Below are 26,987 nucleotides of genomic sequence, written 5' to 3'. Positions count from 1 at the left end.
GTTCCGATACGTAACGAACGGCCCGTCGCAGGTGGGTTATCCACAGGCGGCGGGCCGCTCTGCTGCCCAGCCGTTAGTGTGGGCCTCCGTCCGAGACGCCCCGCTGTCCTCTGGGGGCACAGGCGTCCACCGCAGTCCATCGAACCGGGGCCCGTACCTCGATGTCCGTGCACAGCCATTCGGCAGGTCAGTACGACACTGCCACGCCCGAGTTCCCACGGCACGTGGTCACCGCAGTGCTCGTCTCGCACGACGGTGCCCGCTGGCTCCCCGACGCCCTCGCCGGGCTGCTCGGTCAGGAACGCCCCGTACAGAACGCCGTGGCGGCCGACACCGGCAGCGCGGACGACTCCGCGCGGCTGGTCACCGACGCCCTCGGCGCCGACCGGGTGCTGCACCTCGCCCGGCGCACCGGCTTCGGCCAGGCCGTCGAGGAGGCCGCCCGCACGGCCGGCGTGCTGACCCCGGACGACCTGCCGTACCTCAAGCGCCCCAGCGGCTGGGACCCGGTCACCCGCACGTGGCGCGACGACGCGTACGACATGCCGGAACTGCCCCACGGCGAGCCCGAGCAGTGGCTGTGGCTCCTGCACGACGACTGCGCCCCCGAGGCCGACGCCCTGGCCCAGCTGCTGCGGGTCGTGGAGAACGAACGGGAGCTCGGCAAGGAAGTCGCGATCATCGGCCCCAAGCTGCGTGGCTGGTACGACCGCAGACAGCTTCTGGAAGTCGGCGTCACCATCGCGCACAGCGGCCGTCGCTGGACCGGCCTCGACCGGCGCGAGCAGGACCAGGGCCAGCACGACCACGTCAGGCCCGTGCTCGCCGTGTCCACCGCAGGCATGCTGATCCGCCGCGACGTCTTCGAGGAGCTCGGCGGCTTCGACCGCCGGCTGCCCCTGATGCGTGACGACATCGACCTGTGCTGGCGCGCCCAGGCCGCCGGCCACCGCGTCCTCGTCGCCCCCGAAGCGGTCGTGCGGCACGCCGAGGCGTCCTCCCGCGAGCGGCGCACCGTCGACTGCGTGGGCCGCACCTCCGCTTCCCCGCACAAGGTCGACAAGGCCGGCGCGGTCTACACCCTCCTCGTCAACAGCCGCAGCGCGGCGCTCCCCTGGATCCTCGTACGGCTCGTCATCGGCACGCTGCTGCGCACGGTCGCGTACCTCGTGGGCAAGGTCCCCGGACAGGCGGTCGACGAGATCCGCGGCCTCCTGGGGACACTGCTGCGCCCGGAGCGCATCCTCGCGGGCCGGCGCAGGCGAGGCCGCCCCCAGGTCGACAAGGGCGAGCTGCGCCCGCTGTTCCCGCCGCCCGGCGCGACCGTACGGGCCACCATCGAACAGGCCGCGGGCAACCTCACGGGCAGCTCCGACCCGGAGCTGAACGCGGCGGGACGGCACGGCAGCGCCGTCGAGTCCGGGCCCGGCGGTGACGACGCCGACTTCCTGGAGGTCGAGCAGTTCGCCCGCCTCAAGCGCGTCGCCCGCAAGCCGGGACCGATGCTCTTCGTGGCCCTCCTCCTCATCTCGCTCGTCGCCTGCCGCGAACTCCTCGGCAGCGGCGCGCTCTCCGGCGGCGCGCTGCTGCCCGCCCCGGCCGACTCCTCCGAGCTGTGGTCGCGCTATCTGGACGCCTGGCATCCGGTCGGCGCCGGTGGCACCCAGTCCGCGCCGCCGTACCTCGCGCTCGTCGCGATGCTCGCGAGCCTGCTGTTCGGCTCCACCGGGCTCGCCGTCACCGTGCTGCTGGTCGGCTCGGTGCCGCTGGCCGGCTTCACCGCCTACTTCGCCTCCCGGCCGCTCGTCCAGTCACGCCTGCTGCGCGCCTGGGCGTCCGTGGCGTACGCCTTCCTGCCCGCCGCCACCGGCGCGCTCGCGGGCGGCCGCATCGGCACGGCCGTACTCGCCGTGCTGCTGCCCCTCATCGCGCGCGCGGGCATCGCGGCCAGTGGCCTCGCCTCGGAGACCGCCCGCGGCAGCTGGCGCGCCACCTGGGCGTACGCGCTGCTGCTGACCCTCGCCACCGCCTTCACGCCGATCGTGTGGCCCATCGCGCTCGTGCTGGGCGTCGCCCTGCTGGTCGTGCGCCGCGGCGAGATCACCGCCTACGGGCCGCGCTTCCTCGCGCAGCTCGGCACCCCGCTGCTCGTCCTCGCCCCCTGGTCACTGACGCTGCTGCCGTTCGGCTTCTTCCAGGAGGCCGGCATGGAGTACGGGTCGGGGGCGGCCTCCGCGCTCGACCTGCTGGGCGGCAGCCCGGGCGGCCCCGGGACCGTCAGCGGGCTGATGCTCATCGGCATCGTGTGCGCCGCAGTGGCCGCGCTGGTGCGTACAGAGCGTCAGTTGGGAATCTGGACCGCCTGGGCGGCCGGCCTGGTGGCGCTCGTTTTCGCCGTCCTGTCCAACAGCTCCACCTGGGCCGGACCGGCCACCCTCGTCTACGGCCTCGCCTTCCTCGCCGCCGCCGCGCTCGGTGCCGACGGCGCCCGCTCGCGCGTGGCCGAGCAGAGCTTCGGCTGGCGCCAGCCGCTCGCCGTGCTCATCGCGTTCGCCGCGGCGGCCGGCCCCCTGCTCGTCGCCGCCGGGTGGATGATCCGCGGCGCGGACGGGCCCCTGGAGCGCCGCGATCCCGTCCAGGTGCCCGCGTTCGTCGCCGAGGAGAGCGGCACCCGCGACCAGGCCCGCACCCTCGTCCTGGACAGCGCCTCGCCGGCCGAGGTCGGCTACATGCTCGTCCGGGGCTCCGGCGCCCGCCTCGGTGACGCCGAACTGGCCGCGGCGGACGGCGAGAACAAGCCGCTCGACAAGGTCGTCGCGAACCTCGTGGCGGGCTCCGGCGCCGACCAGGCCGACCAGCTCGGCGGCTTCGCCGTGCGGTACGTCCTCGTGCGCGGCGGCGCGCCCCGCGAGGTCAGCCGCGTCCTGGACGCCACCCCCGGCCTGAGCCGGCTGAGCCAGCAGGACGGCAGCGCCCTGTGGCGCGTCGACCGGCAGGTGGCCCGCGCGGCCATCGTCCCCGGCTCCGGCGACCCGCAGCCCATCGCCGCCGGTCCCGTCGAACTGCACACCAAGATCCCCGCCGGTGCAGACGGCCGCGTCCTGCGCCTGGCCGACACCGCAGACCCGGGCTGGACGGCCACCCTCGACGGCAAGCCGCTCACCAGGACCACGGTCGACGGCTGGGCACAGGGCTTCGAGCTGCCCGCCACCGCGGGCCGGCTGGACGTCACCTTCGAGGCCCCGATGAGCCACACCGGATGGCTGTGGGCGCAGGGCGCGCTCGCCGTCGTCCTCGTGGTGCTCGCCCTGCCCGGCCGCCGCCGTGACGTGGACGACGACCTCCCCGAGGAGCCCGTCGTCCCCGCCCAGGCCGTCTCCGGCGAGGGCCGCAGGGCCCGCAGGCTGCGCGCCCAGGCGGAGGCCGAACAGACGGACCAGCCCGACCAGTTCGCTCCGGACGCCCCGCCGTCCACGCCTCCTCCGTCGGAGGAGGCCCCGGTCCCCGCCCAGGTCCCGCAGCAGCAGACCTACGGAGAATGGGACACGACGACGTACGCGGGCGCCGAGTACGGCACCTACGGCGGCGAGCAGCAGTACCAGGGCGCCCCGCAGTACCCGGCGGGCACCTACGACCAGCAGCAGTACCAGGCGGACCCGTACCAGACGGGCCAGTACGACCCGTACGCGACGTACGGCACGGGGAACGCGGCGTACGACCCGGCGCAGACGTACTCCCAGGGCTACGACCCTGCGTACGACCCGGACCAGCACCAGCAGCCGCCGCACGGCACCGACAGTGAGCGCCCCGACGGGAGCCAGCAGTGAACCGCACCACCGTGTCCCTGATCGCCGGCGTGACCGCGCTCGCCGCCGTCACCGGATTCGCCTCGATGTCCGAGCCGGACACCTCCGGCACGGACACGGCGAAGGCGGCCGCCCAGCTGCCCGTGGAGCGCACCAGCCTGCTCTGCCCGGCTCCCAGCACCTCGGACCTCGCGGAGACCGCGTACACGTCCTTCACTCCCGTCGCGGAGGGCACCGGTGACGACGGCGCGGCCGAACTCACGGCGGCGGGCGAGGAATCGGCGGACGGCAAGACGGACGCGTCCAAGGACGACAAGAAGGACGACGACAACAAGGACGGCAAGGAGAAGGCGGTCCTGACGCCGAAGGAGCCGGGCAAGCCGGTCACCGGCGAGGCATCCGGCGCCGAGTCTCCCGCGCTGGTCGGTACTGCAGAGGGCAGGTTCGCGCCCGGCTGGACCGTCCAGGAGACGACGGAGATCGCGGCGGGCAGCGGCCGAGGCCTGCTCGGCACCAACTGCACCGCTCCGGACACGGAGTTCTGGTTCCCGGGCGCCAGCACCGCCAAGGAGCGCACGGACTACGCGCACCTGACCAACCCGGACGACTCCGCCGCCGTCGCCGACATCGAGCTGTACGGCAAGGACGGCGCCCTCAAGTCGACGGTGGGGGAGGGCATCCAGATCCCGCCGCACTCCAGCGAGGCGGTGCTGCTGTCCACGCTCGTCGACGAGCCGCAGACCAACCTCACCGTGCATGTCACGGTCCGCAGCGGCCGGGTCGCCGCCGCCGTCCAGGCCATCGACGACCAGCTCGGCGGCGACTGGCTCGGCCCCTCGACCGACCCCGCGGGCAGCCTCGTCCTGCCGGGCATCCCGAAGGACGCCACCTCCGTACGGCTGGTCGCCTTCGCGCCCGGTGACGCCGACGCCGACCTGAAGGTGCGGCTCGCCTCCCCGAACGGGCCGATCACCCCCGCCGGAAACGAGACGCTGCACATCAAGGCCGGCATGACCGCCGCGATCGACCTCGGTGACGTCACACGCGGCGAGGCGGGCTCCCTGATGCTGACGCCGACCGGGCGGCCCACCCCGGTCGTCGCGGCCCTCAAGGTCACACGCGGCAAGGGTGACAAGCAGGAGACGGCGTTCATCCCGGCGACCGGCCCGGTGGACACGCGCGCGACGGCCGCCGACAACCGTGCCAAGGGCTCCACGCTCTCCCTGGTGGCCCCCGGCCGCGCCGCGAAGGTCAAGGTCACGGCCTCCGCGGGAAGCGGCGGCGGCACGGCCGCGTCGAAGACGTACACGATCAAGGGCGGCACGACCCAGAACGTCGAGCTGCCGGTCCCCGGCGGCCTCAAGGGCACGTACGCCCTCACGGTCGAGCCGCAGTCCGGCGGTCCCGTCTACGCGGCGCGCATGCTCGAAGAGGCCAGTGGCGGCGTACCGATGTTCACGGTGCAGACGCTGCCGGACGACCGGGGAACGGTGGAGGTACCGGACGCGGCACAGGACCTCTCGGTGCTGCAGAAGTAGGACGCCGCGCTGCGGAAGGACGCCGTGCTGCGGAAGCAGGACACCGCACGCCTGAGGGAGTGCGGTCAGTCCTCCCCGTACCGGGGATCCACCGTCTCCGGAGTCAGCCCCAGCAACTCGGCGACCTGCTCGACCACGACCTCGTGCACGAGCGCGGCCCGCTCGTCGCGCCCCTTGGTGCGGATCTCGACCGGGCGGCGGTAGACGACGACACGGGAGGGCCTGCCCTCGCGCGCCGGGATCGTGCCCCCCAGGGGTACCGTCTCGTCGGCCCAGCCCTCGTCGCGGGCCGGGTCGAGCCGGGGCACCTCCAGCACCAGGAACTCGATGTCGGCGAGCTGCGGCCAGCGCCGCTCCAGCCGCTCCACGGAGTCCTGCACCAGATCCGCGAACACCTCGCCCCGGCTCGCCGAGAGGGGTACCTGCGGCGGCGCCACGGGGCCACGCATCCCCCGCCCGTGTCGATCACGACGACGGGGCCTGGGCTCGGCGGCACGGGGCGGTACGGGGTTGTCCATCACTGACGAAGAGTAGTCCCCAGACCCTTCTCCCGCCTGCACGTGTCCACCGGCGGTCACCCCCTCGGGGGAGCGGCGCCGGGGCGTCCCGCGGCTCCCGCCCCACGGCGCGACCAGCGCCCACCACCGGCAGCGACTCGCCAACCGCGTATGCCACTTGATGACCATTCCAGCCAAGGTTGGGCTCGTTTCCATATGCCTCTAGGACCACAGAAATAACGGCAATTGACAGCTTTCGCACCAACTCGGGACCGCTCCTGGATCCGTCCGAAATTTCGCCAACACCCGTACCCGCAGGTCAACAAGGCGCACCAGGAACCACCTGTGTCAGGGGTCACACCACGACACGGTGGAGTGACCCGGGGGTGAGTCGTCGCGGCCCGCTCAAGAGTGCGGTACCGTCCAACATCGTGAGCCCTGTACGTCGCTGTTCGCGCACCGCTTGCGGCCGTCCCGCCGTCGCGACGCTGACGTACGTCTACGCCGACTCGACCGCGGTCCTCGGCCCGCTCGCCACCTACGCCGAACCCCACTGCTACGACCTTTGTGCCGAGCACTCCGAGCGCCTCACCGCGCCTCGCGGTTGGGAGGTCGTCCGGCTCGCGGACGCCTCCGCTCCCTCCCGCCCCAGCGGTGACGACCTGGAGGCGCTCGCCAACGCCGTGCGTGAGGCGGCCCGTCCGCAGCAGCGAACCGCACAGGCGGGCGGCGGCAACGCCCGCGGCGCGGACCCGATGGAGGTCGCCCGCCGCGGCCACCTCCGGGTGCTGCGCTCGCCGGACTCCTGAACCGGACTCCTGAACTCCCTTCCCGAACCCCCGTCCCGCGAACGGGACTTCACTCCGTCCTGCGAACGGGACTTCAATCCGTCCCGTGCACGGGACTTCACCCCGTGCGCATTCGGTGCACGTTTCACTCGGTGACGCACGACCATTGACGTGAGCTTGTCGCGGACACGACCATTCCCCCGCCCGTGAGAAATCGCTTTCCGCATCGCGGAATCCGGGGAGGCTCCGTGTACATCCAGGAACTCGAGCCCGTGGCCGACTCGCTCGGCCTGTCCGCACTCGTCGCGACCCTGCCCCTAGTCATCGTGCTCGTCCTGCTCGGCGGCGTCCGGATGAAGGCGCACCTGGCGGGCCTCATCGGCCTCGCCGCCGCGGCCCTGGTCGCCTGGCTCGCGTACGGCATGCCCGTCGGCCAGACGCTCTCCAGCGCCGCCCAGGGGGCCGTGTTCGGCCTCTTCCCCATCCTGTGGATCGTCGTCAACGCCCTCTGGGTGTACCGGATGACCGTCCGCACCCGGCACTTCGACATCCTGCGCCGCTCGTTCGGGCGACTCTCCGACGACCCGCGCATCCAGGCGCTCGTCGTCGCGTTCTGCTTCGGCGCGCTCCTGGAGGCCCTCGCGGGCTTCGGCGCGCCCGTCGCGATCTGCTCGGTCATGCTGGTCGCGCTCGGCTTCGACCCGGTCCGCGCCGCGGTGGTCGCGCTGGTCGCCAACACCGCGCCGGTCGCCTTCGGCGCTATGGGCACCCCGGTCGTGACACTGGCTCAAGTCACCGGCCTGCCACTGGATTCCGTCGCCTCCGTAGTGGGCCGTCAGACCCCGCTGCTCGCCCTGGTGGTGCCGCTGGTGCTCGTCTTCCTGGTGGACGGGCGACGCGGTCTGCGCGAGACCTGGATCCCGGCCGTGGCGTGCGGATTCGCCTTCGCCGTCGCCCAGTTCGTCGCCTCCAACTACATCTCCGCCCAACTCGCCGACATCGGCGCGGCCTTGGCCGGAGCGGGCGCGCTGATGGCGGTGCCGCAGGCGCGCAAGCCCGCCGCCGAGCCCGTACGGGCCGCGGTCCTGACCGGCGTACGCAGCGAGGACCTGGACGAGGAGGACCCGCGCGCCGAGGTGCTGCGGGCCTACTCGCCGTACGCGCTGATCGTCGTGATCTTCTCCATCGCCCAGATCCCGGTGGTGAAGGACCAGTTGGCGAAGGCGACCCGCACCTTCGACTGGCCGTTCCTGAACGTCGCGAACGCGGACGGCGACCCCGTCGGCGGCAACGTCTTCACCTGGCCCATCGTGTCCACGGGCGGCACGCTCGTACTGCTCGCCGGGGTGTGCACGGCCGTCGTACTTGGGGTGCACGCGCGCGTGGCGGTCAGGGAATGGGCCGCCACCGTCCACGAGTTGAGGTTCGCGATCCTCACCGTGACATCCGTCCTGGCGCTCGCCTACGTCATGAACCTCTCCGGACAGGCGGCCACGATCGGCCACTTCGTGGCGGCGGCCGGCGCGGGACTCGCCTTCCTGTCGCCCGTCCTGGGCTGGTTCGGCGTGGCGGTCTCCGGATCGGACACCTCGGCCAACGCGCTCTTCGGCGCACTTCAGGTGACCGCGGCCCGTGAGTCTGGGCTCTCCCCGGAGCTCCTCGCGGCGGCCAACAGCTCCGGCGGCGTCCTCGGCAAGATGATCTCGCCGCAGAACCTCACCATCGCCTGCGCGGCGGTCGGCCTCGCCGGCCGCGAGGGAGACCTGCTGCGCAAGGTGCTCCCATGGAGCCTCGGACTTCTGCTGGTCATGTGCCTGATCGTCGTCGGACAGAGCTCGCCCGTCCTGGAATGGATGCTTCCGTAAGCCCTTGCGTAGTCCGTGGGAGGTCCGTGCGCGATGTCCGTATGTGCCCTCCCGGGTCCCGCACACCCGAGTGTCAGTTCGTACGGGTAGTTTGGGGCCACCGTTGAGGACTCAAGGAAGGTTGGCCGTGACCGCTGATCTGTCGCAGCTCGTTAAGGCGTACGACGTACGCGGGGTGGTCCCGGACCAGTGGGACGAGACGCTGGCCGAGCTGTTCGGCGCGGCCTTCGTGCAGGTCACGGGCGCCGACGCGATCGTGACCGGGCACGACATGCGCCCCTCGTCCCCCGGTCTGTCGCGGGCCTTCGCGCGCGGTGCGGCGGCGCGCGGCGTCGACGTGACCGAGATCGGGCTGTGCTCGACGGACCAGCTGTACTACGCGTCGGGGGCGTTCGGCCTCGCGGGCGCGATGTTCACGGCCTCCCACAACCCGGCGCAGTACAACGGCATCAAGATGTGCCGCGCCGGCGCCGCCCCGGTCGGCCAGGACACCGGCCTCTCGGAGATCCGCGAACTGGTCGAGTCCTGGATCGACTCCGGAGCCCCGGCCTCGGACGCGACACCGGGCACGATCACGCAGCGGGACACGCTGGAGGACTACTCGGCCCACCTGCGCGGCCTCGTCGACCTGACCGCCATCCGCCCCCTGAAGGTCGTGGTCGACGCGGGCAACGGCATGGGCGGACACACCGTCCCGACCGTCTTCGCCGGGCTGCCCCTGACCCTCGTACCGATGTACTTCGAGCTGGACGGCACGTTCCCGAACCACGAGGCGAACCCGCTGGACCCGGCGAACATCGTCGACCTCCAGAAGCGCGTCCGCGAGGAGGACGCCGACCTCGGCATCGCCTTCGACGGTGACGCCGACCGCTGCTTCGTCGTCGACGAGCGCGGCGAGCCGGTCTCCCCGTCCGCGATCACGGCCCTGGTCGCCGCCCGCGAGCTGGCCAGGAACGGCGGCAAGGGCACGGTCATCCACAACCTGATCACGTCCTGGTCGGTCCCTGAGGTCGTCCGCGAGAACGGCGGCACGCCGGTCCGCACGCGCGTGGGCCACTCCTTCATCAAGGCCGAGATGGCCACGTCCGGCGCGATCTTCGGCGGCGAGCACTCCGCGCACTACTACTTCAAGGACTTCTGGAACGCGGACACGGGCATGCTCGCCGCCCTCCACGTCCTCGCCGCCCTCGGCGGCCAGGAGGGCACGCTCTCCGCCCTCGTCGCCCAGTACGACCGCTACGCCGGCTCCGGCGAGATCAACTCCACGGTCGACGACCAGGCCGGCCGCCTCGCCGCGATCAAGGCCGCCTACGAGGGCCGCGAGGGCATCACCCTCGACGAACTCGACGGCCTCACCGTCACCGCCACCGACTGGTGGTTCAACGTCCGCCCCTCCAACACGGAGCCGCTCCTCCGCCTCAACGCGGAGGCACGCGACGAGCCGACGATGACGAAGGTGCGGGACGAGGCGTTGGCGATCATCAGGGGCTGAGGCCAAGGGTTTCGCCCCCGCCGCCCCTACCCATTCCCGTCACTTACTCAGGGGCTCCGCCCCCGAACCCCCGCTCCTCAAACGCCGGAGGGGCTGAGTTTTAGCCCGTCCGGCGTTTGAGGACGAGGCCGTTCAGGCCGATAGCGGGGGTCTGGGGGCGCAGCCCCCGGAAAGTGACGGGAATGGGTAGGGGCGGCGGGGGCGAACTCCCCCGACGCCCGCCCACCCACAGCGGTACCCTGACCAGGCCACATCACCGCACCACCCCGCCCCCGAAGGGACCCGCCATGCCGCTCGAAGCCGGCCTCCTGGAGATCCTCGCCTGCCCGGCGTGCCACGCCCCCCTCAAGGAGCAGGAAACCGAGCTGATCTGCACCGGCCAGGACTGCGGCCTGGCCTACCCCGTCCGGGACGACATCCCGGTCCTCCTCGTGGACGAGGCCCGCCGCCCCGCATAAGGCCCGCCGCCCAGGCGACCCGCACAGGGCCCGCCGCCAAGGCGACCCGCAAGGCCGAGCCCCAAGGAAGAACCGGCGACCGGAGGCTGCCGCCCATGCTCGACGAATCGCTGCTCGACGCCCCCGAGGCCCTAGCGGAGGCGGACCGCCGCGGTCTGCTCCGCGGCGCAGCCGAAGCGGGCGCCAGAGTCCGCACGGCGGCCCGGCACGCGGCCGAGGCGGGCATCCCCGAGCTCAAGCCGGACGGCCGCCCGCGAGCCGTCCTCATCGCAGGCCCGGGAGCCGCCGCGATCAGCGCCGCGGACCTGCTCGGCACCCTCGCCGGAGCGGGCTGCCCCGTCATCCGCCTGGCCCCCACCGGCGTGGCCCCGGCCGCGGGCGCACTCCGCTGGGAGCTGCCCGGCTGGGCGGGCCCCGTCGACCTGATCCTGATCGCCACCCCGGACGGCAGCGAGCCCGGCCTCTCGCTCCTGGTCGAGCAGGCCTACCGCCGCGGCTGCACGGTCGCCGCCGTGGCCCCGGCACGCTCCCCGCTGACCGAGGCGGTGGACGGCGCCCACGGCCTCTTCGTACAGATGGCGACCGCCCCGTACGAGCCGGGGGCGCCCTCCGCCGCGTCCGCCCCCGGCGTGCTCTGGGCGCTGCTCACACCGCTGCTCGCGCTCCTGGACCGCACAGGTCTGGTCACCGCGCCGCCCGAGGCCCTGCAGAAGGTCGCCGACCGGCTGGACCAGATCGCGGAGCGCTGCGGCCCGGCCATCGCGACGTACAGCAACCCCGCCAAGACCCTCGCGGCCGAGCTGGCCGAGGCGCTCCCGGTGATCTGGACCGAGGGCACGTCCGCGGGCCCGGCAGGCCGCCGTTTCGTCGGCGCGCTGGCCGAGCTGGCGGGGCGCCCCGCGCTAGCCGCCGAGCTGCCGGAGGCACTCGACGCGCACAGCGTCCTCCTCTCGGGCGCGCTGGCCGCAGGCGCGGACCCGGACGACTTCTTCCGTGACCGCGTCGAGGAGGCCCAGGTCATGCACGCGCGCGTGGTCCTCCTCCGCGACCGCCCGACCGGCGGCCTCAGCGCCGCCCCCGCCGCCCGTGAACTGGCCCTCAGCCACGACACACCGATCAGCGAACTCGAACCGGAGGACGGCGGCGACCTGGAGACCCTCGCCGAGCTGATCGCCATCACGGATTTCGCCGCCGTTTACCTGGCGCTCGCCTCGGGAGCCTGACCTTGAGCAACGCCTGGTGACCAGCGCCCGCTGAGCAGCGTACGTACGGAGAAGAAAACAGAGCATGGACCGCCTCGACAACACGATCCGCCCCTACGCCTGGGGCTCCACCACGGCCATCCCGCACCTCCTGGGCGTCGAGCCGACCGGCGAGCCGCAGGCCGAGATGTGGATGGGCGCCCACCCGGGCGCGCCCTCGCGCACCCTCCGCGGCCCGCTCACCGAGGTGATCGACGAGGCTCCCGAGAAGGAGCTCGGCCCGGCGGCCGTCGCCAAGTTCGGCCCCCGCCTGCCGTTCCTCCTCAAGCTCCTCGCCGCGGGCGCCCCCCTCTCCCTCCAGGTGCACCCCGATCTCGCCCAGGCCAGGGAGGGGTACGAGGACGAGGAGCGCCGGGGCGTCCCGATCGACGCCCCGCACCGCAACTACAAGGACGCCAACCACAAGCCCGAACTGATCTGCGCGCTCACGGAGTTCGACGGCCTGTGCGGATTCCGGGCCCCGTCGGAGGCCGCCGACCTGCTCGCGGCCCTCGACGTCGACTCCCTCAAGCCGTACGTCGACCTGCTGCACGCCCACCCCGAAGAGGCGGCGCTGCGCGAGGTGTTGACGGCCGTGCTCTCCGCGGACCGCGAGCAGATGGCCGCCACGGTCACCGAGGCCGCCGCGGCCTGCGCCCGGCTCGGCGGCGCCCACGCCCTGTACGCCGACCTCGCCCACCACTACCCGGGCGACCCGGGCGTCATCGCCGCGATGCTGCTCAACCACGTCCGACTGCAGCCCGGCGAGGCGCTGTTCCTCGGCGCCGGCGTGCCGCACGCGTATCTGAACGGCCTCGGCGTCGAGATCATGGCCAACTCCGACAACGTCCTGCGCTGCGGCCTCACCCCCAAGCACGTCGACGTCCCCGAACTCCTGCGGATCGTCCGCTTCGAGGCGAGCGACCCGGGCGTACTGCGCCCCGAGGCGTCCCCCGACGGCGAGGAGGTCTACGAGACCCCCATCGACGAGTTCCGCCTCTCCCGCTACGCCCTCGTGGCGGGCGCCCCCGTCCACGACCTCACCCTCGGCACCCCGCAGATCCTGCTGTGCACCGCGGGTTCCGTACAGGCGGGCGAGCACGCGCTCGGCCCCGGCCGGTCCGTCTTCGTACCGGCGGGCGAAAAGGCGGAAGTGTCCGGCGACGGCACGGTGTTCAGGGCCACCGTCATCGCCTGAGCCCCGGCGGCCCGCCTGAATTCCGGCGACCCTGCCCGAGTCCTGGCGACGTTCCCAGTGGCCCGAAACGGTCACTGTGGTGACCCGGCGCACCGATGTCGGCCCGGGCTGCAACAATGGCCCACCGCAAAGGGCGGGCAAAGCCCGGAACGGCAGCCGAGCGGGCAGACGGCCGGCCGAGATGGCAGACGAAGGGACATCGGGAACACATGAGCGCGTCAGGCGGCACCAAAGCGATCGTGGCGGCACTCGCCGCGAACCTCGCGATCGCGGTAGCGAAGTTCGTGGCGTTCCTCTTCAGTGGTTCGTCGTCGATGCTCGCCGAATCCGTGCACTCGCTCGCCGACTCGGGGAACCAGGGCCTGCTGCTCCTCGGCGGCAAGAAGGCCCAGCGCGAGGCGACCCCGCAACACCCCTTCGGCTACGGCCGCGAGCGGTACATCTACGCCTTCCTCGTCTCGATCGTCCTCTTCTCGGTCGGCGGCATGTTCGCGATCTACGAGGGCTACGAGAAGATCAAGCACCCGCACGAGATCACCCACTGGTACTGGCCGGTGGGCGTCCTCGTCTTCGCGATCATCGCCGAGACCTTCTCCTTCCGGACCGCCATCAAGGAGTCCAACACCATCCGGGGCAAGCAGTCCTGGAAGGAGTTCGTACGCCACGCCAAGGCACCCGAGCTGCCGGTCGTGCTCCTTGAGGACCTCGGCGCCCTCGTCGGTCTGGTCCTCGCGCTCATCGGCGTCGGCCTGGCCCTGGGCACGGGCGACGGCGTCTGGGACGGCATCGGCACCCTCTGCATCGGCATCCTGCTGATCGCCATCGCGATCGTCCTGGCCGCCGAGACCAAGTCGCTGCTCCTGGGCGAGGCCGCCGGCGTCGAGGACGTCAGGAAGATCGAGGCCGCCATCGTCGACGGTGACACGGTCCCCGCCATCATCCACATGCGTACGCTCCACCTCGGCCCCGAGGAACTGCTGGTCGCCGCCAAGATCGCCGTCCGGCACGACGAAACGGCCACCGAGGTCGCCGCCGCGATCGACGCCGCCGAGTCCCGCATCCGCGAGGCCGTCCCGATCGCCCGCGTCATCTACCTCGAACCCGACATCTACAGCGAGACCGAGGCCGCGAAGGGCGCGGACCCCGAGGCGGCCCCGGGCGGCCCGACGCCCACCGCCGAGCACTGACTTCCCGTACGGGGGAGGGGGCGCCCTCTTCCTCGTACGCCTCACTCGTACGAGACCGGGCCCACCGAGCGATTCGGCGGGCCCGGTCTCGTACAAGCCGCCCCAACGGCCCCAACCTCCAGGCCGTGAGCGTCAGTCCGCGTCTGCGCGCGCTGCTACCGGATCTCGCGCAGCACGTCGAGAACCGCCGCCTCGTCGGGAGCCGTCATCAGCCGCTCGCGGAACCCGGTGTCCATCAACTTCCGCGACAGCAGGGCCAGGATCCGTAGATGCTCGTCCCCGGCGGCGGCCTCGGGCACGGAGATCATGAAGACCAGCTTCGCCTTCGTACCGTCGAGCGAACCCCACTCGACACCCTCCGCCGACCGGGCGAACCCGACGACGGGCGCCGTCACGGCATCGGTCTTGGCATGCGGGATGGCGATCTCCTCGCCGAGCCCGGTCGTACCCTGCTCCTCGCGCCGCAGTGCCGCCGCCACCAACTCCTCGACGTCCGTGACCTTCCCGGTGGCGGCCAGCAGCCCGGCCATCTCCCGGATCGCAGCCTCCTTGTCACCGGAATCGAGCCGGACCTTGACGGTCCGGGCGGTGAGATACCCGGAGAGGACTTCGTCGTCGTCCGAGGCACCGGCGGATGCGTCCGTGGACGCGTCGGCGGATCGGTCCGCGGTCGCGTCGGGGGAGGCGTCGGCCGCGGAACCGGCGGACGCCGGAACCGAATCCGTCCGCTGGGCGGGAGCGTGCGCGGTGGCCGTCCCGCCGCCGGTGCCGGCGCCGAGGCCGTCACTGCCGGCACCCACGCTCAGGCCAGCGCCAGCGCTCACGCCCGCGAGGGCGAGTTCGGGCTGCGGCGCGAGCCCGTCGACCATCGGCTGCCCCTTCCGCCTGCGCTCACTGACATCGACGAGCGCGACCGTCGTCAGAGCCGTCACCACGGTCCCGATCACCACGGCCACGAAGAACATCGGTACGCCGCTGACGGCGCCCAGCACCGCCACGATCGGCCCGCCGTGCGGCACCGCGTCCTCGACCCCGGCCAGACCCGCGAGCGCACCGGCCACCGCACCGCCGAGCATGTTGGCGGGGATGACCTGCGCCGGCCGCGCGGCGGCGAACGGAATGGCGCCCTCGGATATCCCGAACAACCCCATGAACAGCGAGGCGAGACCCGTCTCACGCTCCTGCTCGGTGTAGAGCCGCTTGCGGATCAGCGTGGCGAGGCCCTGCCCGAGCGGCATCACCGGGATCGCGGCGGCGCACATGCCCATGACCTCCTGGTTGCCGGTCGCGATGAGCCCCGCGCCGAACAGGAACGCCGTCTTGTTGACCGGCCCGCCCATGTCGAACGCGATCATCAGCCCCAGGATCGCGCCGAGCAGCACCGCACTGGTCCCGGTCATCCCGCCGAGCCAGTCCGTCAGATGCTCGAAGACCCAGGAGATGGGCTCGCCGATCACGTAGATGAAGAACAGCCCGAGCGCCGTCGTCGCCACGATCGGGATCACGATGATCGGCATGATCGGCCGGACGAACTTCGGAACCTCGACCTTCTTGATCCACAGCACCAGATAGCCGGCGAGGAACCCGGTCACGATCGCCCCGATGAAGCCCGCGCCCGCCTCGGAGTCGTACAGCGAACCGGTGTTGGCGATCCACCCGCCGACCATGCCCGGCACCAGCGCGGGCCGGTCCCCGATCGCGTACGCGATATAGCCGGACAGGATCGGCACCATCAGCTGGAACCCGATGACGCCGATGTTGTTGACGTCCATCCAGAAGGAGTCCTTCGGGATGACCAGGCCACCGGACGGATCGGTGTGCCCGCCGAGCGACAGCGAGATCGCGATCAGCAGCCCGCCGACCACGACGAACGGGATCATGTAACTGACGCCGTTCATCAGCGCCTTGTACCCGATGCTCCGCTCCTTGCCGCCACCGCTGCCGCCGCTGTTGGTGGATGAGGACGTACTGGTCCCGCCCCCACCTCCGCCGTGCACGGGCGCGGTCCGCACCTGCTCGATCAGCCGCTCGGGGTGATGGATTCCCTCGGCGACGCCGACCGTCACGACCCGCTTACCGGCGAACCGGCTCAGGTCCACATCCTTGTCCGCGGCGATGATGACGCCGTCCGCGGTTCTGACATCGTTGTCAGTGAGTACGTTTTCGGCCCCGATCGAGCCCTGGGTCTCCACCTTGATGTCGACGCCGAGCCGCTCCGCCGCCTGCGAGAGCTTCTCGGCCGCCATGTAGGTGTGGGCAATGCCGGTCGGGCATGCGGTCACGGCGAGCAGCTTCAACCGCTGCCGCTCGCCACTGCCGCCGCCCGTGGGGGGAAGGCCGGCCGGACTGGTCACGTCGATCTCCTAACGCCTTTGTTGTGGGGGATCGCGATCCGCGAGCTGGTGCACATGGTCCCGATCCCCGGCATCCTGCAACAGACCCCTGCGCAGGACCAAAAGTTCAAAAGTACCGGATTGTCCGGGCTTGTTGGCCCCTGATCCCGGCCCGGCGGACCCTCGGACTCCGCTTCTTTCTGTCCGGAGGCGGACTGGGGCCCGCTGAGCCGATCGGTGTAGATTCGTAACCGAGCCAGACGTCGCTGCTGATGGCGGTCGGGCGGCCCCGTACGGGCCGGCCGAGGGAGAGAGGGCCTCCGACGGACTGCGCTGCGCAAGGCACCGGGCATTCGTGTGCCCCGTGGACGCACGTCCTGCCCCGCCGCCGCGCAGACCAGCCCAACCGACCTCGCCCAACCCGAGGAGCAGCTCGTATGACCACTGTCGACAACCGACAGGACTTCAAGGTCGCCGACCTTTCCCTTGCCGACTTCGGCCGCAAGGAGATCACCCTCGCCGAGCACGAGATGCCCGGCCTGATGTCGATCCGCAAGGAGTTCGCCGCATCCCAGCCGCTGGCCGGCGCCCGCATCATGGGCTCGCTGCACATGACCGTGCAGACCGCCGTTCTGATCGAGACCCTGGTCGCCCTGGGCGCCGAGGTCCGCTGGGTGTCCTGCAACATCTTCTCCACCCAGGACCACGCGGCCGCCGCCATCGCCGTCGGCCCGAACGGCACGCCCGACAACCCCCAGGGCATCCCGGTCTTCGCCTGGAAGGGCGAGACGCTGGAGGAGTACTGGTGGTGCACGGAGCAGGCGCTGACCTGGCCGAACACCCCCACCGGCGGCCCGAACATGATCCTGGACGACGGCGGTGACGCCACCATGCTCGTCCACAAGGGCGTCGAGTACGAGAAGGCCGGCAAGGTCCCGTCCCTCGACACCGCCGAGTCCGACGAGCACCGCGTCGTCCTGGGGCTCCTGACCCGGACGATCTCGAACGGCTCGCAGAAGTGGACCCAGGTCGCCTCGGAGATCCGCGGCGTGACCGAGGAGACCACCACAGGCGTCCACCGCCTGTACGAGATGCACCGCGACGGCACCCTCCTGTTCCCGGCGATCAACGTGAACGACGCCGTCACCAAGTCGAAGTTCGACAACAAGTACGGCTGCCGACACTCCCTGATCGATGGCATCAACCGCGCCACCGACGTCCTCATCGGCGGCAAGACCGCGGTCGTCCTCGGCTACGGCGACGTGGGCAAGGGCTGTGCGGAGTCCCTGCGCGGACAGGGCGCCCGCGTGATCGTCACCGAGATCGACCCGATCTGCGCACTGCAGGCGGCGATGGACGGCTACCAGGTCACGACGCTCGACGAGGTCGTCGACAAGGCTGACATCTTCATCACCACGACCGGCAACAAGGACATCATCATGGCCTCGGACATGGCCAAGATGAAGCACCAGGCGATCGTGGGCAACATCGGCCACTTCGACAACGAGATCGACATGGCCGGCCTCGCGCAGGTCCCGGGCATCGTCAAGGACGAGGTCAAGCCGCAGGTCCACACCTGGAAGTTCCCCGACGGCAAGGTCCTCATCGTGCTGTCCGAGGGCCGCCTGCTGAACCTGGGCAACGCGACCGGCCACCCGTCGTTCGTGATGTCCAACTCGTTCGCGGACCAGACCCTGGCCCAGATCGAGCTGTTCACCAAGCCCGAGGAGTACCCGACCGACGTCTACGTGCTGCCCAAGCACCTCGACGAGAAGGTCGCCCGCCTCCACCTCGACGCGCTCGGCGTGAAGCTCACGACGCTCCGCCCGGAGCAGGCGAGCTACATCGGCGTAGAGGTCGAGGGCCCGTACAAGTCGGACCACTACCGCTACTGAGCAGCCGAACCAGGCGCTCAGCCAACGGTTGTCAGCAGGCCCCCGTCGTCACCGGCGGGGGCCTGCCCCCTACGAGGACCCGAGCCACCATGCCCCGCGGCCGATATTCGCTCCATGACCCGCACGACCACACCCCCCTCGCCGAAGAACACTTCCACTGCGCGCCCGGCCCCTCCGGCTGGCGCTACGTCTCCCAACTGACCGCCCCCTCCGGCGACCCTGCCGGTTCCGTCGACCTCGCCCTCGACGACCTCGGCCGCCCCATCCGCCTCGAACTGCACGCCTCGGGCTGGCAGGTCCGCGGTGCCGCCCTCGACGGCGTCACCTGGGTCCGCACCGACCCCACGGGAGCTCACGCCACCGAAGGCAATGTCCGCGCCCACGCCTTCACCGGCACATCCCCCGCTTTCCTCATCGCCACCGCACGTCTGCTGCGCCTCACCCCCGATGCCTCCGCCACGCGTGTACGCCTCGTCGCCTTCACGGACCCGGTCCTCGCCCCGCGCACCCTCGACCAGTCCTGGGCCCTGATCACGAGAGAAACACACGCCACTGACAACGGCCCCCTCACCGTGGAGGAATACCAGGTCACAGCCCTGGACACCGGCGAGCAGCACGCCGTGCACCTCTCCGGCGACGTGATCCTCTCCGCGCCCGGCATCGAGCTTGAGGACCTGGAATCCCCGCCGTCGGCGTTCGCCTGACGAAGGTGCCGGGGGAGCCCGCGAGTTACGCGGGCGGGGCGAAGCCGGTGGCGGGACGCTCGGCGCCGGTGCCGGCGTCCTGCGGCGCCGGAGCCGGTGTGGGCGCGGGTGCGGGCGTCGGAGCCGAGTAGGGGGAGGACGGCGAAACCGACGGGGACGGGTAAGCCGGGTGGTAGGCCGATTCCGGCGAAGGCACCATCCCGTACGGCATCACGGGCCCGCTCGCCCCTGGCACGCCCGGCATGCCGGCCATTGCCCCGCCCGCGGCAGGACCACCCCCAGCAGCCCCGCCACTGAACGCCCGCCGGGCCTCCCGCGCCTGCCGCTCCTGCATCACGGCCGCCAGATACGCCGCCGGCGGCACCCCCTGCGGCGCCGGAGTCCCGGTGCGCTCGGCGACATCGGAGGCGAGCCGCTCCGCCATCGCCCAGCCGACCTGCGGATCCAGCTGCTGCATCCGGGTCAGGTACTGCCGGACAGCCAGCCACAGCGCATCCGGAACCCCGGACAGATCAAGGCCGGAGAACCGCCCCGCCAGCCAAGGCGGCGGGGGAGGCACGAAGGCCGTACGCCCGGCGGGAATCCGTTCCCGTACGACCAGAGTCCCCGCGAACACATCACCGAGCCGCCGTCCCCGCGCAGACACCAGCGAGGCGATGCACGCGACGACCCCGAACGTCATCAGGATCTCGACCACACCGACGGCCCCGCGGACCAGCGCGTGCCGGAACCGGATCGGCCCGCCGTCGTCCCGCACCACCCGCAGCCCGCACGCCAGCTTCCCCAGCGACCGCCCATGACTGAGCGTCTCCACGGCGATCGGACCGCCCACCAGCAGAAGAATGAACGCGGCGATCGACACCGCCATCTGCGCCGCCTCGTCGAGCGCGGCCGTGGACGCCACCAGGGCGATGGTCACCGCGACATAGGCGGCCACCGCCACCGCCAGGTCGAGCACCACGGCCAGCACCCGGCTCGGCAGCTTCGCGGGGCGCAGCTCCAGCGCCACCGCCTCGCCCGTCACAAGCTCACTCACGCCCGCCGTCCTTCCCCGAACTGCCCCGAGGACAGCCAGTCTGCCAAGCTGAGGGCACATCGCGCCGCAGTGCGACAAGCTGACCACACGACGAGCAGCCGAGGAGCAGCCAACCCGATGGACCTCGACGTCTTCGTGTCCGCCCACCGAGCCGAATGGGACCGGCTCGACGCACTCCTCGGACGCCAGAGGCGACTCACCGGCGCGGAGGCCGACGAACTCGTCGCCCTCTACCAGCGCACGGCGACCCATCTCTCGCTGATCCAGTCGAGCGCCCCGGACCCCCAGCTGACCGGCCGCCTCAGTCAACTGGTGGCACGCGCGCGTAGTGCGGTGACAGGCACCCGCCGTGCCTCCTGGCGCGATGTGACCCGCTTCCTCACGCACGGTTTCCCCGCCGCGGTCTACCGCTCACGCCACTGGTGGGTCCCTACTGCACTGCTCTCCACGGCCGTCGCCATCGTCCTGGGGTGGTGGATCGGCACCCACCCGGAGGTCCAGTCCTCGATCGCGGCCCCGAGCGACCTGCGCGAGCTCACCCGCCCTGGCGGCGAGTACGAGACCTACTACTCGAGCCATCCGGCGACGTCCTTCGCCGCCCAGGTGTGGACGAACAACGCCCAGGCCGCCGCGATGTGCCTGGTACTGGGCGCCTTCCTCTGCCTGCCGGTCGTCTGGATCCTCTTCCAGAACATGCTCAACGTAGGCGTGGGCATCGGCCTGATGTCCTCGGCAGGCCGCCTCGACACCTTCCTCGGCCTGATCCTCCCGCACGGCCTCCTGGAACTGACCGCCGTCTTCGTTGCGGCCGGAACGGGACTACGCCTCGGCTGGACCGTCATCGACCCGGGCCCCCGCAGCCGCCGCTCCGCCCTCGCCGAGGAGGGCCGAGCCGCCCTGGGCATGGCGATAGGCCTGGCCCTGGTCCTCTTCGTATCGGGGGCCATCGAAGGCTTCGTCACCCCGTCCGGCCTCCCGACCTGGGCCCGCATCGGCATCGGCATAGCCGCCGAGCTGCTGTTCCTCGCGTACGTCTACATCCTGGGCGGTCGCGCGGCGCGGGCCGGCGAGACGGGCGACGTCGAGGAAGCCGAACGCAGCGCCTCCGTACCGACCGCTGCCTGATGTGCAGGCACGTCGACCGAGCTGCTAGTCTCCTCTTCGCCCCACAAAAACCGTTGACACGGGACGCGTGGGGAGGTAGATTCGAACAGTTGCCTAGAACTGGACAAGTCCGGTGGCGACGGTTTAGCATCTGTCAGCTTCCTGGAATTCGGTTCCGGTGAAGCACTTCCCGATAAATCAGGAACGAGTGGCCGGTCAGGCCGGTCAAAAACTTCTGATAAAGTCGGACTCGCCGAAAGAAAGCCGCAAGGCAATCGAATAGGCAAAGGCCCCCCAACTGGCCACCGGAAATGAATTCCGACCGGAAACGGAACGGAAAACGGATCTGGTAAGGTTGGAAACACCGAAGGGAAGCCCGGAGGAAAGCCCGAGAGGGTGAGTACAAAGGAAGCGTCCGTTCCTTGAGAACTCAACAGCGTGCCAAAAATCAACGCCAGATATGTTGATACCCCGTCTCCGGCCGTCATGGCTGGGACGAGGTTCCTTTGAAAAAGTCCTGCCGGGCATTGTTCCGGCAGGCGCACAGCGAGGACGCTGTGAATGACCGGGCTTATTCCGCCTGGTTGTTCCGCTCTCGTGGTGTTACGCCGGATTACCGGCAGACATTCACGGAGAGTTTGATCCTGGCTCAGGACGAACGCTGGCGGCGTGCTTAACACATGCAAGTCGAACGATGAAGCCCTTCGGGGTGGATTAGTGGCGAACGGGTGAGTAACACGTGGGCAATCTGCCCTTCACTCTGGGACAAGCCCTGGAAACGGGGTCTAATACCGGATAACACTCGCCGAGGCATCTCGGTGGGTTGAAAGCTCCGGCGGTGAAGGATGAGCCCGCGGCCTATCAGCTTGTTGGTGAGGTAGAAGCTCACCAAGGCGACGACGGGTAGCCGGCCTGAGAGGGCGACCGGCCACACTGGGACTGAGACACGGCCCAGACTCCTACGGGAGGCAGCAGTGGGGAATATTGCACAATGGGCGAAAGCCTGATGCAGCGACGCCGCGTGAGGGATGACGGCCTTCGGGTTGTAAACCTCTTTCAGCAGGGAAGAAGCGAAAGTGACGGTACCTGCAGAAGAAGCGCCGGCTAACTACGTGCCAGCAGCCGCGGTAATACGTAGGGCGCAAGCGTTGTCCGGAATTATTGGGCGTAAAGAGCTCGTAGGCGGTCTGTCACGTCGGATGTGAAAGCCCGGGGCTTAACCCCGGGTCTGCATTCGATACGGGCAGACTAGAGTGTGGTAGGGGAGATCGGAATTCCTGGTGTAGCGGTGAAATGCGCAGATATCAGGAGGAACACCGGTGGCGAAGGCGGATCTCTGGGCCATTACTGACGCTGAGGAGCGAAAGCGTGGGGAGCGAACAGGATTAGATACCCTGGTAGTCCACGCCGTAAACGGTGGGAACTAGGTGTTGGCGACATTCCACGTCGTCGGTGCCGCAGCTAACGCATTAAGTTCCCCGCCTGGGGAGTACGGCCGCAAGGCTAAAACTCAAAGGAATTGACGGGGGCCCGCACAAGCAGCGGAGCATGTGGCTTAATTCGACGCAACGCGAAGAACCTTACCAAGGCTTGACATCGCCCGGAAAGCATCAGAGATGGTGCCCCCCTTGTGGTCGGGTGACAGGTGGTGCATGGCTGTCGTCAGCTCGTGTCGTGAGATGTTGGGTTAAGTCCCGCAACGAGCGCAACCCTTGTTCTGTGTTGCCAGCATGCCCTTCGGGGTGATGGGGACTCACAGGAGACTGCCGGGGTCAACTCGGAGGAAGGTGGGGACGACGTCAAGTCATCATGCCCCTTATGCCTTGGGCTGCACACGTGCTACAATGGCAGGTACAATGAGCTGCGATGTCGCAAGGCGGAGCGAATCTCAAAAAGCCTGTCTCAGTTCGGATTGGGGTCTGCAACTCGACCCCATGAAGTCGGAGTTGCTAGTAATCGCAGATCAGCATTGCTGCGGTGAATACGTTCCCGGGCCTTGTACACACCGCCCGTCACGTCACGAAAGTCGGTAACACCCGAAGCCGGTGGCCCAACCCCCTTGTGGGGAGGGAGCTGTCGAAGGTGGGACTGGCGATTGGGACGAAGTCGTAACAAGGTAGCCGTACCGGAAGGTGCGGCTGGATCACCTCCTTTCTAAGGAGCACTTCTTGGCTGACAGGCTCTGCCTGGCAGTCCAGAGGCCAGTACATCGGCGAATGTCTGATGCTGGTTGCTCATGGGTGGAACGTTGATTATTCGGCACTCTCAGTCATCTTGGGCTGCAAGTACTGTCCTTCGGGGCGTGGAAAGCTGATCATGAGTGGCGAGGGTGTCGGGCACGCTGTTGGGTGTCTGAGGGTACGGACCTTGTGTCTGGATCTTCAGTGCCGGCCCCAGTGAACTCGCCCGTAAGGGGTGGGGTGATGGGTGGTTGGTCGTTGTTTGAGAACTGCACAGTGGACGCGAGCATCTGTGGCCAAGTTTTTAAGGGCGCACGGTGGATGCCTTGGTACCAGGAACCGATGAAGGACGTGGGAGGCCACGATAGTCCCCGGGGAGCCGTCAACCAGGCTTTGATCCGGGGGTTTCCGAATGGGGAAACCCGGCAGTCGTCATGGGCTGTCACCCACATCTGAACACATAGGGTGTGTGGAGGGAACGCGGGGAAGTGAAACATCTCAGTACCCGCAGGAAGAGAAAACAACCGTGATTCCGGGAGTAGTGGCGAGCGAAACCGGATGAGGCCAAACCGTATACGTGTGAGACCCGGCAGGGGTTGCGTGTACGGGGTTGTGGGATCTCTCTTTCACAGTCTGCCGGCTGTGAGACGAGTCAGAAACCGTTGGTGTAGGCGAAGGACATGCGAAAGGTCCGGCGTAGAGGGTAAGACCCCCGTAGTCGAAATCAACGGCTCGTTTGAGAGACACCCAAGTAGCACGGGGCCCGAGAAATCCCGTGTGAATCTGGCGGGACCACCCGCTAAGCCTAAATATTCCCTGGTGACCGATAGCGGATAGTACCGTGAGGGAATGGTGAAAAGTACCGCGGGAGCGGAGTGAAATAGTACCTGAAACCGTGTGCCTACAAGCCGTGGGAGCGTCGCTCATCAAGTTTACTTGGTGGGTCGTGACTGCGTGCCTTTTGAAGAATGAGCCTGCGAGTTTGCGGTGTGTTGCGAGGTTAACCCGTGTGGGGAAGCCGTAGCGAAAGCGAGTCCGAATAGGGCGATTTAGTAGCGCGCTCAAGACCCGAAGCGGAGTGATCTAGCCATGGGCAGGTTGAAGCGGCTGTAAGAGGTCGTGGAGGACCGAACCCACCAGGGTTGAAAACCTGGGGGATGACCTGTGGTTAGGGGTGAAAGGCCAATCAAACTCCGTGATAGCTGGTTCTCCCCGAAATGCATTTAGGTGCAGCGTCGTGTGTTTCTTGCCGGAGGTAGAGCACTGGATAGGCGATGGGCCCTACCGGGTTACTGACCTTAGCCAAACTCCGAATGCCGGTAAGTGAGAGCACGGCAGTGAGACTGTGGGGGATAAGCTCCATGGTCGAGAGGGAAACAGCCCAGAGCATCGACTAAGGCCCCTAAGCGTACGCTAAGTGGGAAAGGATGTGGAGTCGCAGAGACAACCAGGAGGTTGGCTTAGAAGCAGCCACCCTTGAAAGAGTGCGTAATAGCTCACTGGTCTAGTGATTCCGCGCCGACAATGTAGCGGGGCTCAAGCGTACCGCCGAAGTCGTGTCATTCGTACACATATCCCCAACGGGAGTACGGATGGGTAGGGGAGCGTCGTGTGCCGGGTGAAGCCGCAGCGGAAGCTAGTGGTGGACGGTTCACGAGTGAGAATGCAGGCATGAGTAGCGATACACACGTGAGAAACGTGTGCGCCGATTGACTAAGGGTTCCTGGGTCAAGCTGATCTGCCCAGGGTAAGTCGGGACCTAAGGCGAGGCCGACAGGCGTAGTCGATGGATAACCGGTTGATATTCCGGTACCCGCTGTGAAGCGTCAAACATTGAACCAGGCGATGCTAAGTCCGTGAAGCCGCCCTGGAGCCTTCGGGCAAAGGGGAGTGGTGGAGCCGACGGACCAGACCTGTAGTAGGTGAGTGATGGGGTGACGCAGGAAGGTAGTCCAGCCCGGGCGGTGGTTGTCCCGGGGTAAGGGTGTAGGACGTCAGGTAGGTAAATCCGCCTGGCAATAGTCTGAGACCTGATGCCGAGCCGATTGTGGTGAAGTGGATGATCCTATGCTGTCGAGAAAAGCCTCTAGCGAGTTTCATGGCGGCCCGTACCCTAAACCGACTCAGGTGGTCAGGTAGAGAATACCGAGGCGTTCGGGTGAACTATGGTTAAGGAACTCGGCAAAATGCCCCCGTAACTTCGGGAGAAGGGGGGCCATCACCGGTGATGAGATTTACTCTCTGAGCTGGGGGTGGCCGCAGAGACCAGCGAGAAGCGACTGTTTACTAAAAACACAGGTCCGTGCGAAGCCGTAAGGCGATGTATACGGACTGACGCCTGCCCGGTGCTGGAACGTTAAGGGGACCGGTTAGTGCACTTTCGGGTGTGCGAAGCTGAGAACTTAAGCGCCAGTAAACGGCGGTGGTAACTATAACCATCCTAAGGTAGCGAAATTCCTTGTCGGGTAAGTTCCGACCTGCACGAATGGCGTAACGACTTCTCGACTGTCTCAACCATAGGCCCGGTGAAATTGCACTACGAGTAAAGATGCTCGTTTCGCGCAGCAGGACGGAAAGACCCCGGGACCTTTACTACAGTTTGATATTGGTGTTCGGTTCGGCTTGTGTAGGATAGCTGGGAGACTTTGAAGCGGGCACGCCAGTGTCTGTGGAGTCGTCGTTGAAATACCAGTCTGGTCGTGCTGGATGTCTAACCTGGGTCCGTGATCCGGATCAGGGACAGTGTCTGATGGGTAGTTTAACTGGGGCGGTTGCCTCCTAAAGAGTAACGGAGGCGCCCAAAGGTTCCCTCAGCCTGGTTGGCAATCAGGTGTTGAGTGTAAGTGCACAAGGGAGCTTGACTGTGAGACCGACGGGTCGAGCAGGGACGAAAGTCGGGACTAGTGATCCGGCGGTGGCTTGTGGAAGCGCCGTCGCTCAACGGATAAAAGGTACCCCGGGGATAACAGGCTGATCTTCCCCAAGAGTCCATATCGACGGGATGGTTTGGCACCTCGATGTCGGCTCGTCGCATCCTGGGGCTGGAGTCGGTCCCAAGGGTTGGGCTGTTCGCCCATTAAAGCGGTACGCGAGCTGGGTTTAGAACGTCGTGAGACAGTTCGGTCCCTATCCGCTGTGCGCGTAGGAATATTGAGAAGGGCTGTCCCTAGTACGAGAGGACCGGGACGGACGAACCTCTGGTGTGCCAGTTGTCCTGCCAAGGGCATGGCTGGTTGGCTACGTTCGGGAGGGATAACCGCTGAAAGCATCTAAGCGGGAAGCCTGCTTCGAGATGAGTATTCCCACCAACTAGATTGGTTAAGGCTCCCAGTAGACGACTGGGTTGATAGGCCGGATGTGGAAGCCTCGTAAGGGGTGAAGCTGACTGGTACTAATAGGCCGAGGGCTTGTCCTCAGTTGCTCGCGTCCACTGTGTTGGTTCTGAAACCACGAACAACCCCACATCCGTGTGGCCACGGGGTGTGGTGCGGTATTCACAGTTTCATAGTGTTTCGGTGGTCATAGCGTGAGGGAAACGCCCGGTTACATTCCGAACCCGGAAGCTAAGCCTCACAGCGCCGATGGTACTGCAGGGGGGACCCTGTGGGAGAGTAGGACACCGCCGAACAAATATTGGAGAAAGCCCCCGCACTTCGGTGCGGGGG

The 26,987-nt window shown here is 68.6% G+C and carries 15 protein-coding genes and 3 rRNA genes; 15 read left to right on the top strand and 3 right to left on the bottom strand.

Going from position 1 to position 26,987, the window contains the following annotated elements; genetic code table 11:
• The first annotated feature begins 161 nt into the window (after positions 1-161).
• Together ACN20J_RS20165 and ACN20J_RS20160 are read left to right on the top strand one after the other, a co-directional pair.
• Positions 162-3,827, top strand: a complete 3,666-nt coding sequence (locus tag ACN20J_RS20165; RefSeq protein WP_189845019.1) for a glycosyltransferase family 2 protein — start codon at positions 162-164, stop codon at positions 3,825-3,827.
• Complete coding sequence (locus ACN20J_RS20160) at positions 3,824-5,344, top strand: DUF5719 family protein (protein WP_419666468.1); 1,521 nt, start codon at positions 3,824-3,826, stop codon at positions 5,342-5,344. Before ACN20J_RS20165 ends, ACN20J_RS20160 begins: the two co-directional genes overlap by 4 nt.
• Positions 5,345-5,409: 65 nt before the next feature.
• Here the strand turns inward: ACN20J_RS20160 and ACN20J_RS20155 are convergent, their stop codons facing one another.
• Positions 5,410-5,862 (bottom strand): metallopeptidase family protein, encoded by a 453-nt coding sequence (locus ACN20J_RS20155; protein WP_079052828.1) that lies wholly within the window; start codon positions 5,860-5,862, stop codon positions 5,410-5,412.
• 365 nt (positions 5,863-6,227) lie between these two features.
• Between ACN20J_RS20155 and ACN20J_RS20150 the strand changes: the two genes are divergently transcribed.
• The 7 genes from ACN20J_RS20150 (at position 6,228) to ACN20J_RS20120 (ending at position 14,070) form a co-directional block, all read left to right on the top strand.
• Positions 6,228-6,650 (top strand): DUF3499 domain-containing protein, encoded by a 423-nt coding sequence (locus tag ACN20J_RS20150; RefSeq protein ID WP_189845017.1) that lies wholly within the window; start codon positions 6,228-6,230, stop codon positions 6,648-6,650.
• A gap of 227 nt (positions 6,651-6,877) precedes the next feature.
• Positions 6,878-8,494, top strand: coding sequence for an L-lactate permease (locus ACN20J_RS20145; protein ID WP_189845016.1), 1,617 nt, complete (start codon positions 6,878-6,880; stop codon positions 8,492-8,494).
• Between the two features lie 127 nt (positions 8,495-8,621).
• Positions 8,622-9,986 carry a phosphomannomutase/phosphoglucomutase gene (locus ACN20J_RS20140; RefSeq protein WP_361993812.1) on the top strand — a complete coding sequence of 455 codons (1,365 nt, stop codon included), beginning with the start codon at positions 8,622-8,624 and terminating at the stop codon, positions 9,984-9,986.
• Positions 9,987-10,273: 287 nt separating this feature from the next.
• The gene (locus ACN20J_RS20135) at positions 10,274-10,444 is read left to right on the top strand and encodes a Trm112 family protein (RefSeq protein ID WP_079053628.1); all 171 of its coding nucleotides are present in this window, start codon (positions 10,274-10,276) and stop codon (positions 10,442-10,444) included.
• Positions 10,445-10,539: 95 nt separating this feature from the next.
• A complete protein-coding gene (locus ACN20J_RS20130) occupies positions 10,540-11,667 on the top strand; it encodes an SIS domain-containing protein (RefSeq protein WP_189845822.1) in 1,128 nt (375 codons plus the stop codon).
• A 64-nt stretch (positions 11,668-11,731) separates the two neighbouring features.
• The gene (gene manA, locus ACN20J_RS20125; RefSeq protein ID WP_419666467.1) at positions 11,732-12,883 is read left to right on the top strand and encodes a mannose-6-phosphate isomerase, class I; all 1,152 of its coding nucleotides are present in this window, start codon (positions 11,732-11,734) and stop codon (positions 12,881-12,883) included.
• A 209-nt stretch (positions 12,884-13,092) separates the two neighbouring features.
• Entirely contained in the window at positions 13,093-14,070 is a 978-nt protein-coding gene (locus ACN20J_RS20120; RefSeq protein WP_189845824.1) for a cation diffusion facilitator family transporter, read from the top strand.
• A 155-nt stretch (positions 14,071-14,225) separates the two neighbouring features.
• Here the strand turns inward: ACN20J_RS20120 and ACN20J_RS20115 are convergent, their stop codons facing one another.
• Positions 14,226-16,424, bottom strand: a complete 2,199-nt coding sequence (locus tag ACN20J_RS20115) for a fructose-specific PTS transporter subunit EIIC (RefSeq protein ID WP_419666466.1) — start codon at positions 16,422-16,424, stop codon at positions 14,226-14,228.
• 416 nt (positions 16,425-16,840) lie between these two features.
• On the opposite strand from ACN20J_RS20115, the gene ahcY reads away from it, so the two are divergent.
• Positions 16,841-18,298 carry an adenosylhomocysteinase gene (ahcY, locus tag ACN20J_RS20110; RefSeq protein ID WP_190231118.1) on the top strand — a complete coding sequence of 486 codons (1,458 nt, stop codon included), beginning with the start codon at positions 16,841-16,843 and terminating at the stop codon, positions 18,296-18,298.
• Positions 18,299-18,387: 89 nt separating this feature from the next.
• Positions 18,388-19,002: a hypothetical protein gene (locus ACN20J_RS20105; protein ID WP_189845827.1), complete on the top strand. Its 615-nt coding sequence runs from the start codon at positions 18,388-18,390 to the stop codon at positions 19,000-19,002.
• 25 nt (positions 19,003-19,027) lie between these two features.
• On the opposite strand, the gene ACN20J_RS20100 is transcribed toward ACN20J_RS20105, so the two are convergent.
• Positions 19,028-20,038, bottom strand: coding sequence for an RDD family protein (locus ACN20J_RS20100; protein ID WP_419666465.1), 1,011 nt, complete (start codon positions 20,036-20,038; stop codon positions 19,028-19,030).
• A gap of 117 nt (positions 20,039-20,155) precedes the next feature.
• Here ACN20J_RS20100 and ACN20J_RS20095 point away from each other — a divergent pair, with 117 nt between their 5' ends.
• The 4 genes from ACN20J_RS20095 to rrf all read left to right on the top strand — a co-directional run bounded on the left by ACN20J_RS20095 (position 20,156) and on the right by rrf (position 26,950).
• The gene (locus ACN20J_RS20095; RefSeq protein WP_055618238.1) at positions 20,156-21,163 is read left to right on the top strand and encodes a stage II sporulation protein M; all 1,008 of its coding nucleotides are present in this window, start codon (positions 20,156-20,158) and stop codon (positions 21,161-21,163) included.
• 605 nt (positions 21,164-21,768) lie between these two features.
• A 16S ribosomal RNA gene (locus tag ACN20J_RS20090) occupies positions 21,769-23,296 on the top strand.
• 320 nt (positions 23,297-23,616) lie between these two features.
• Positions 23,617-26,737, top strand: a 23S ribosomal RNA gene (locus ACN20J_RS20085).
• A 96-nt stretch (positions 26,738-26,833) separates the two neighbouring features.
• Positions 26,834-26,950 (top strand): 5S ribosomal RNA (gene rrf, locus ACN20J_RS20080).
• The 16S, 23S and 5S rRNA genes sit together here, the layout of an rRNA operon.
• The last annotated feature ends 37 nt before the right edge of the window (positions 26,951-26,987 follow it).

Origin of the sequence: Streptomyces sp. 2-1 (genome assembly GCF_048564895.1) — a bacterium.
GTDB lineage: Bacteria > Actinomycetota > Actinomycetes > Streptomycetales > Streptomycetaceae > Streptomyces > Streptomyces phaeochromogenes.
Note: the sequence above shows the minus strand (reverse complement) of the source record. Positions and strands in the feature narration are given on the sequence as shown.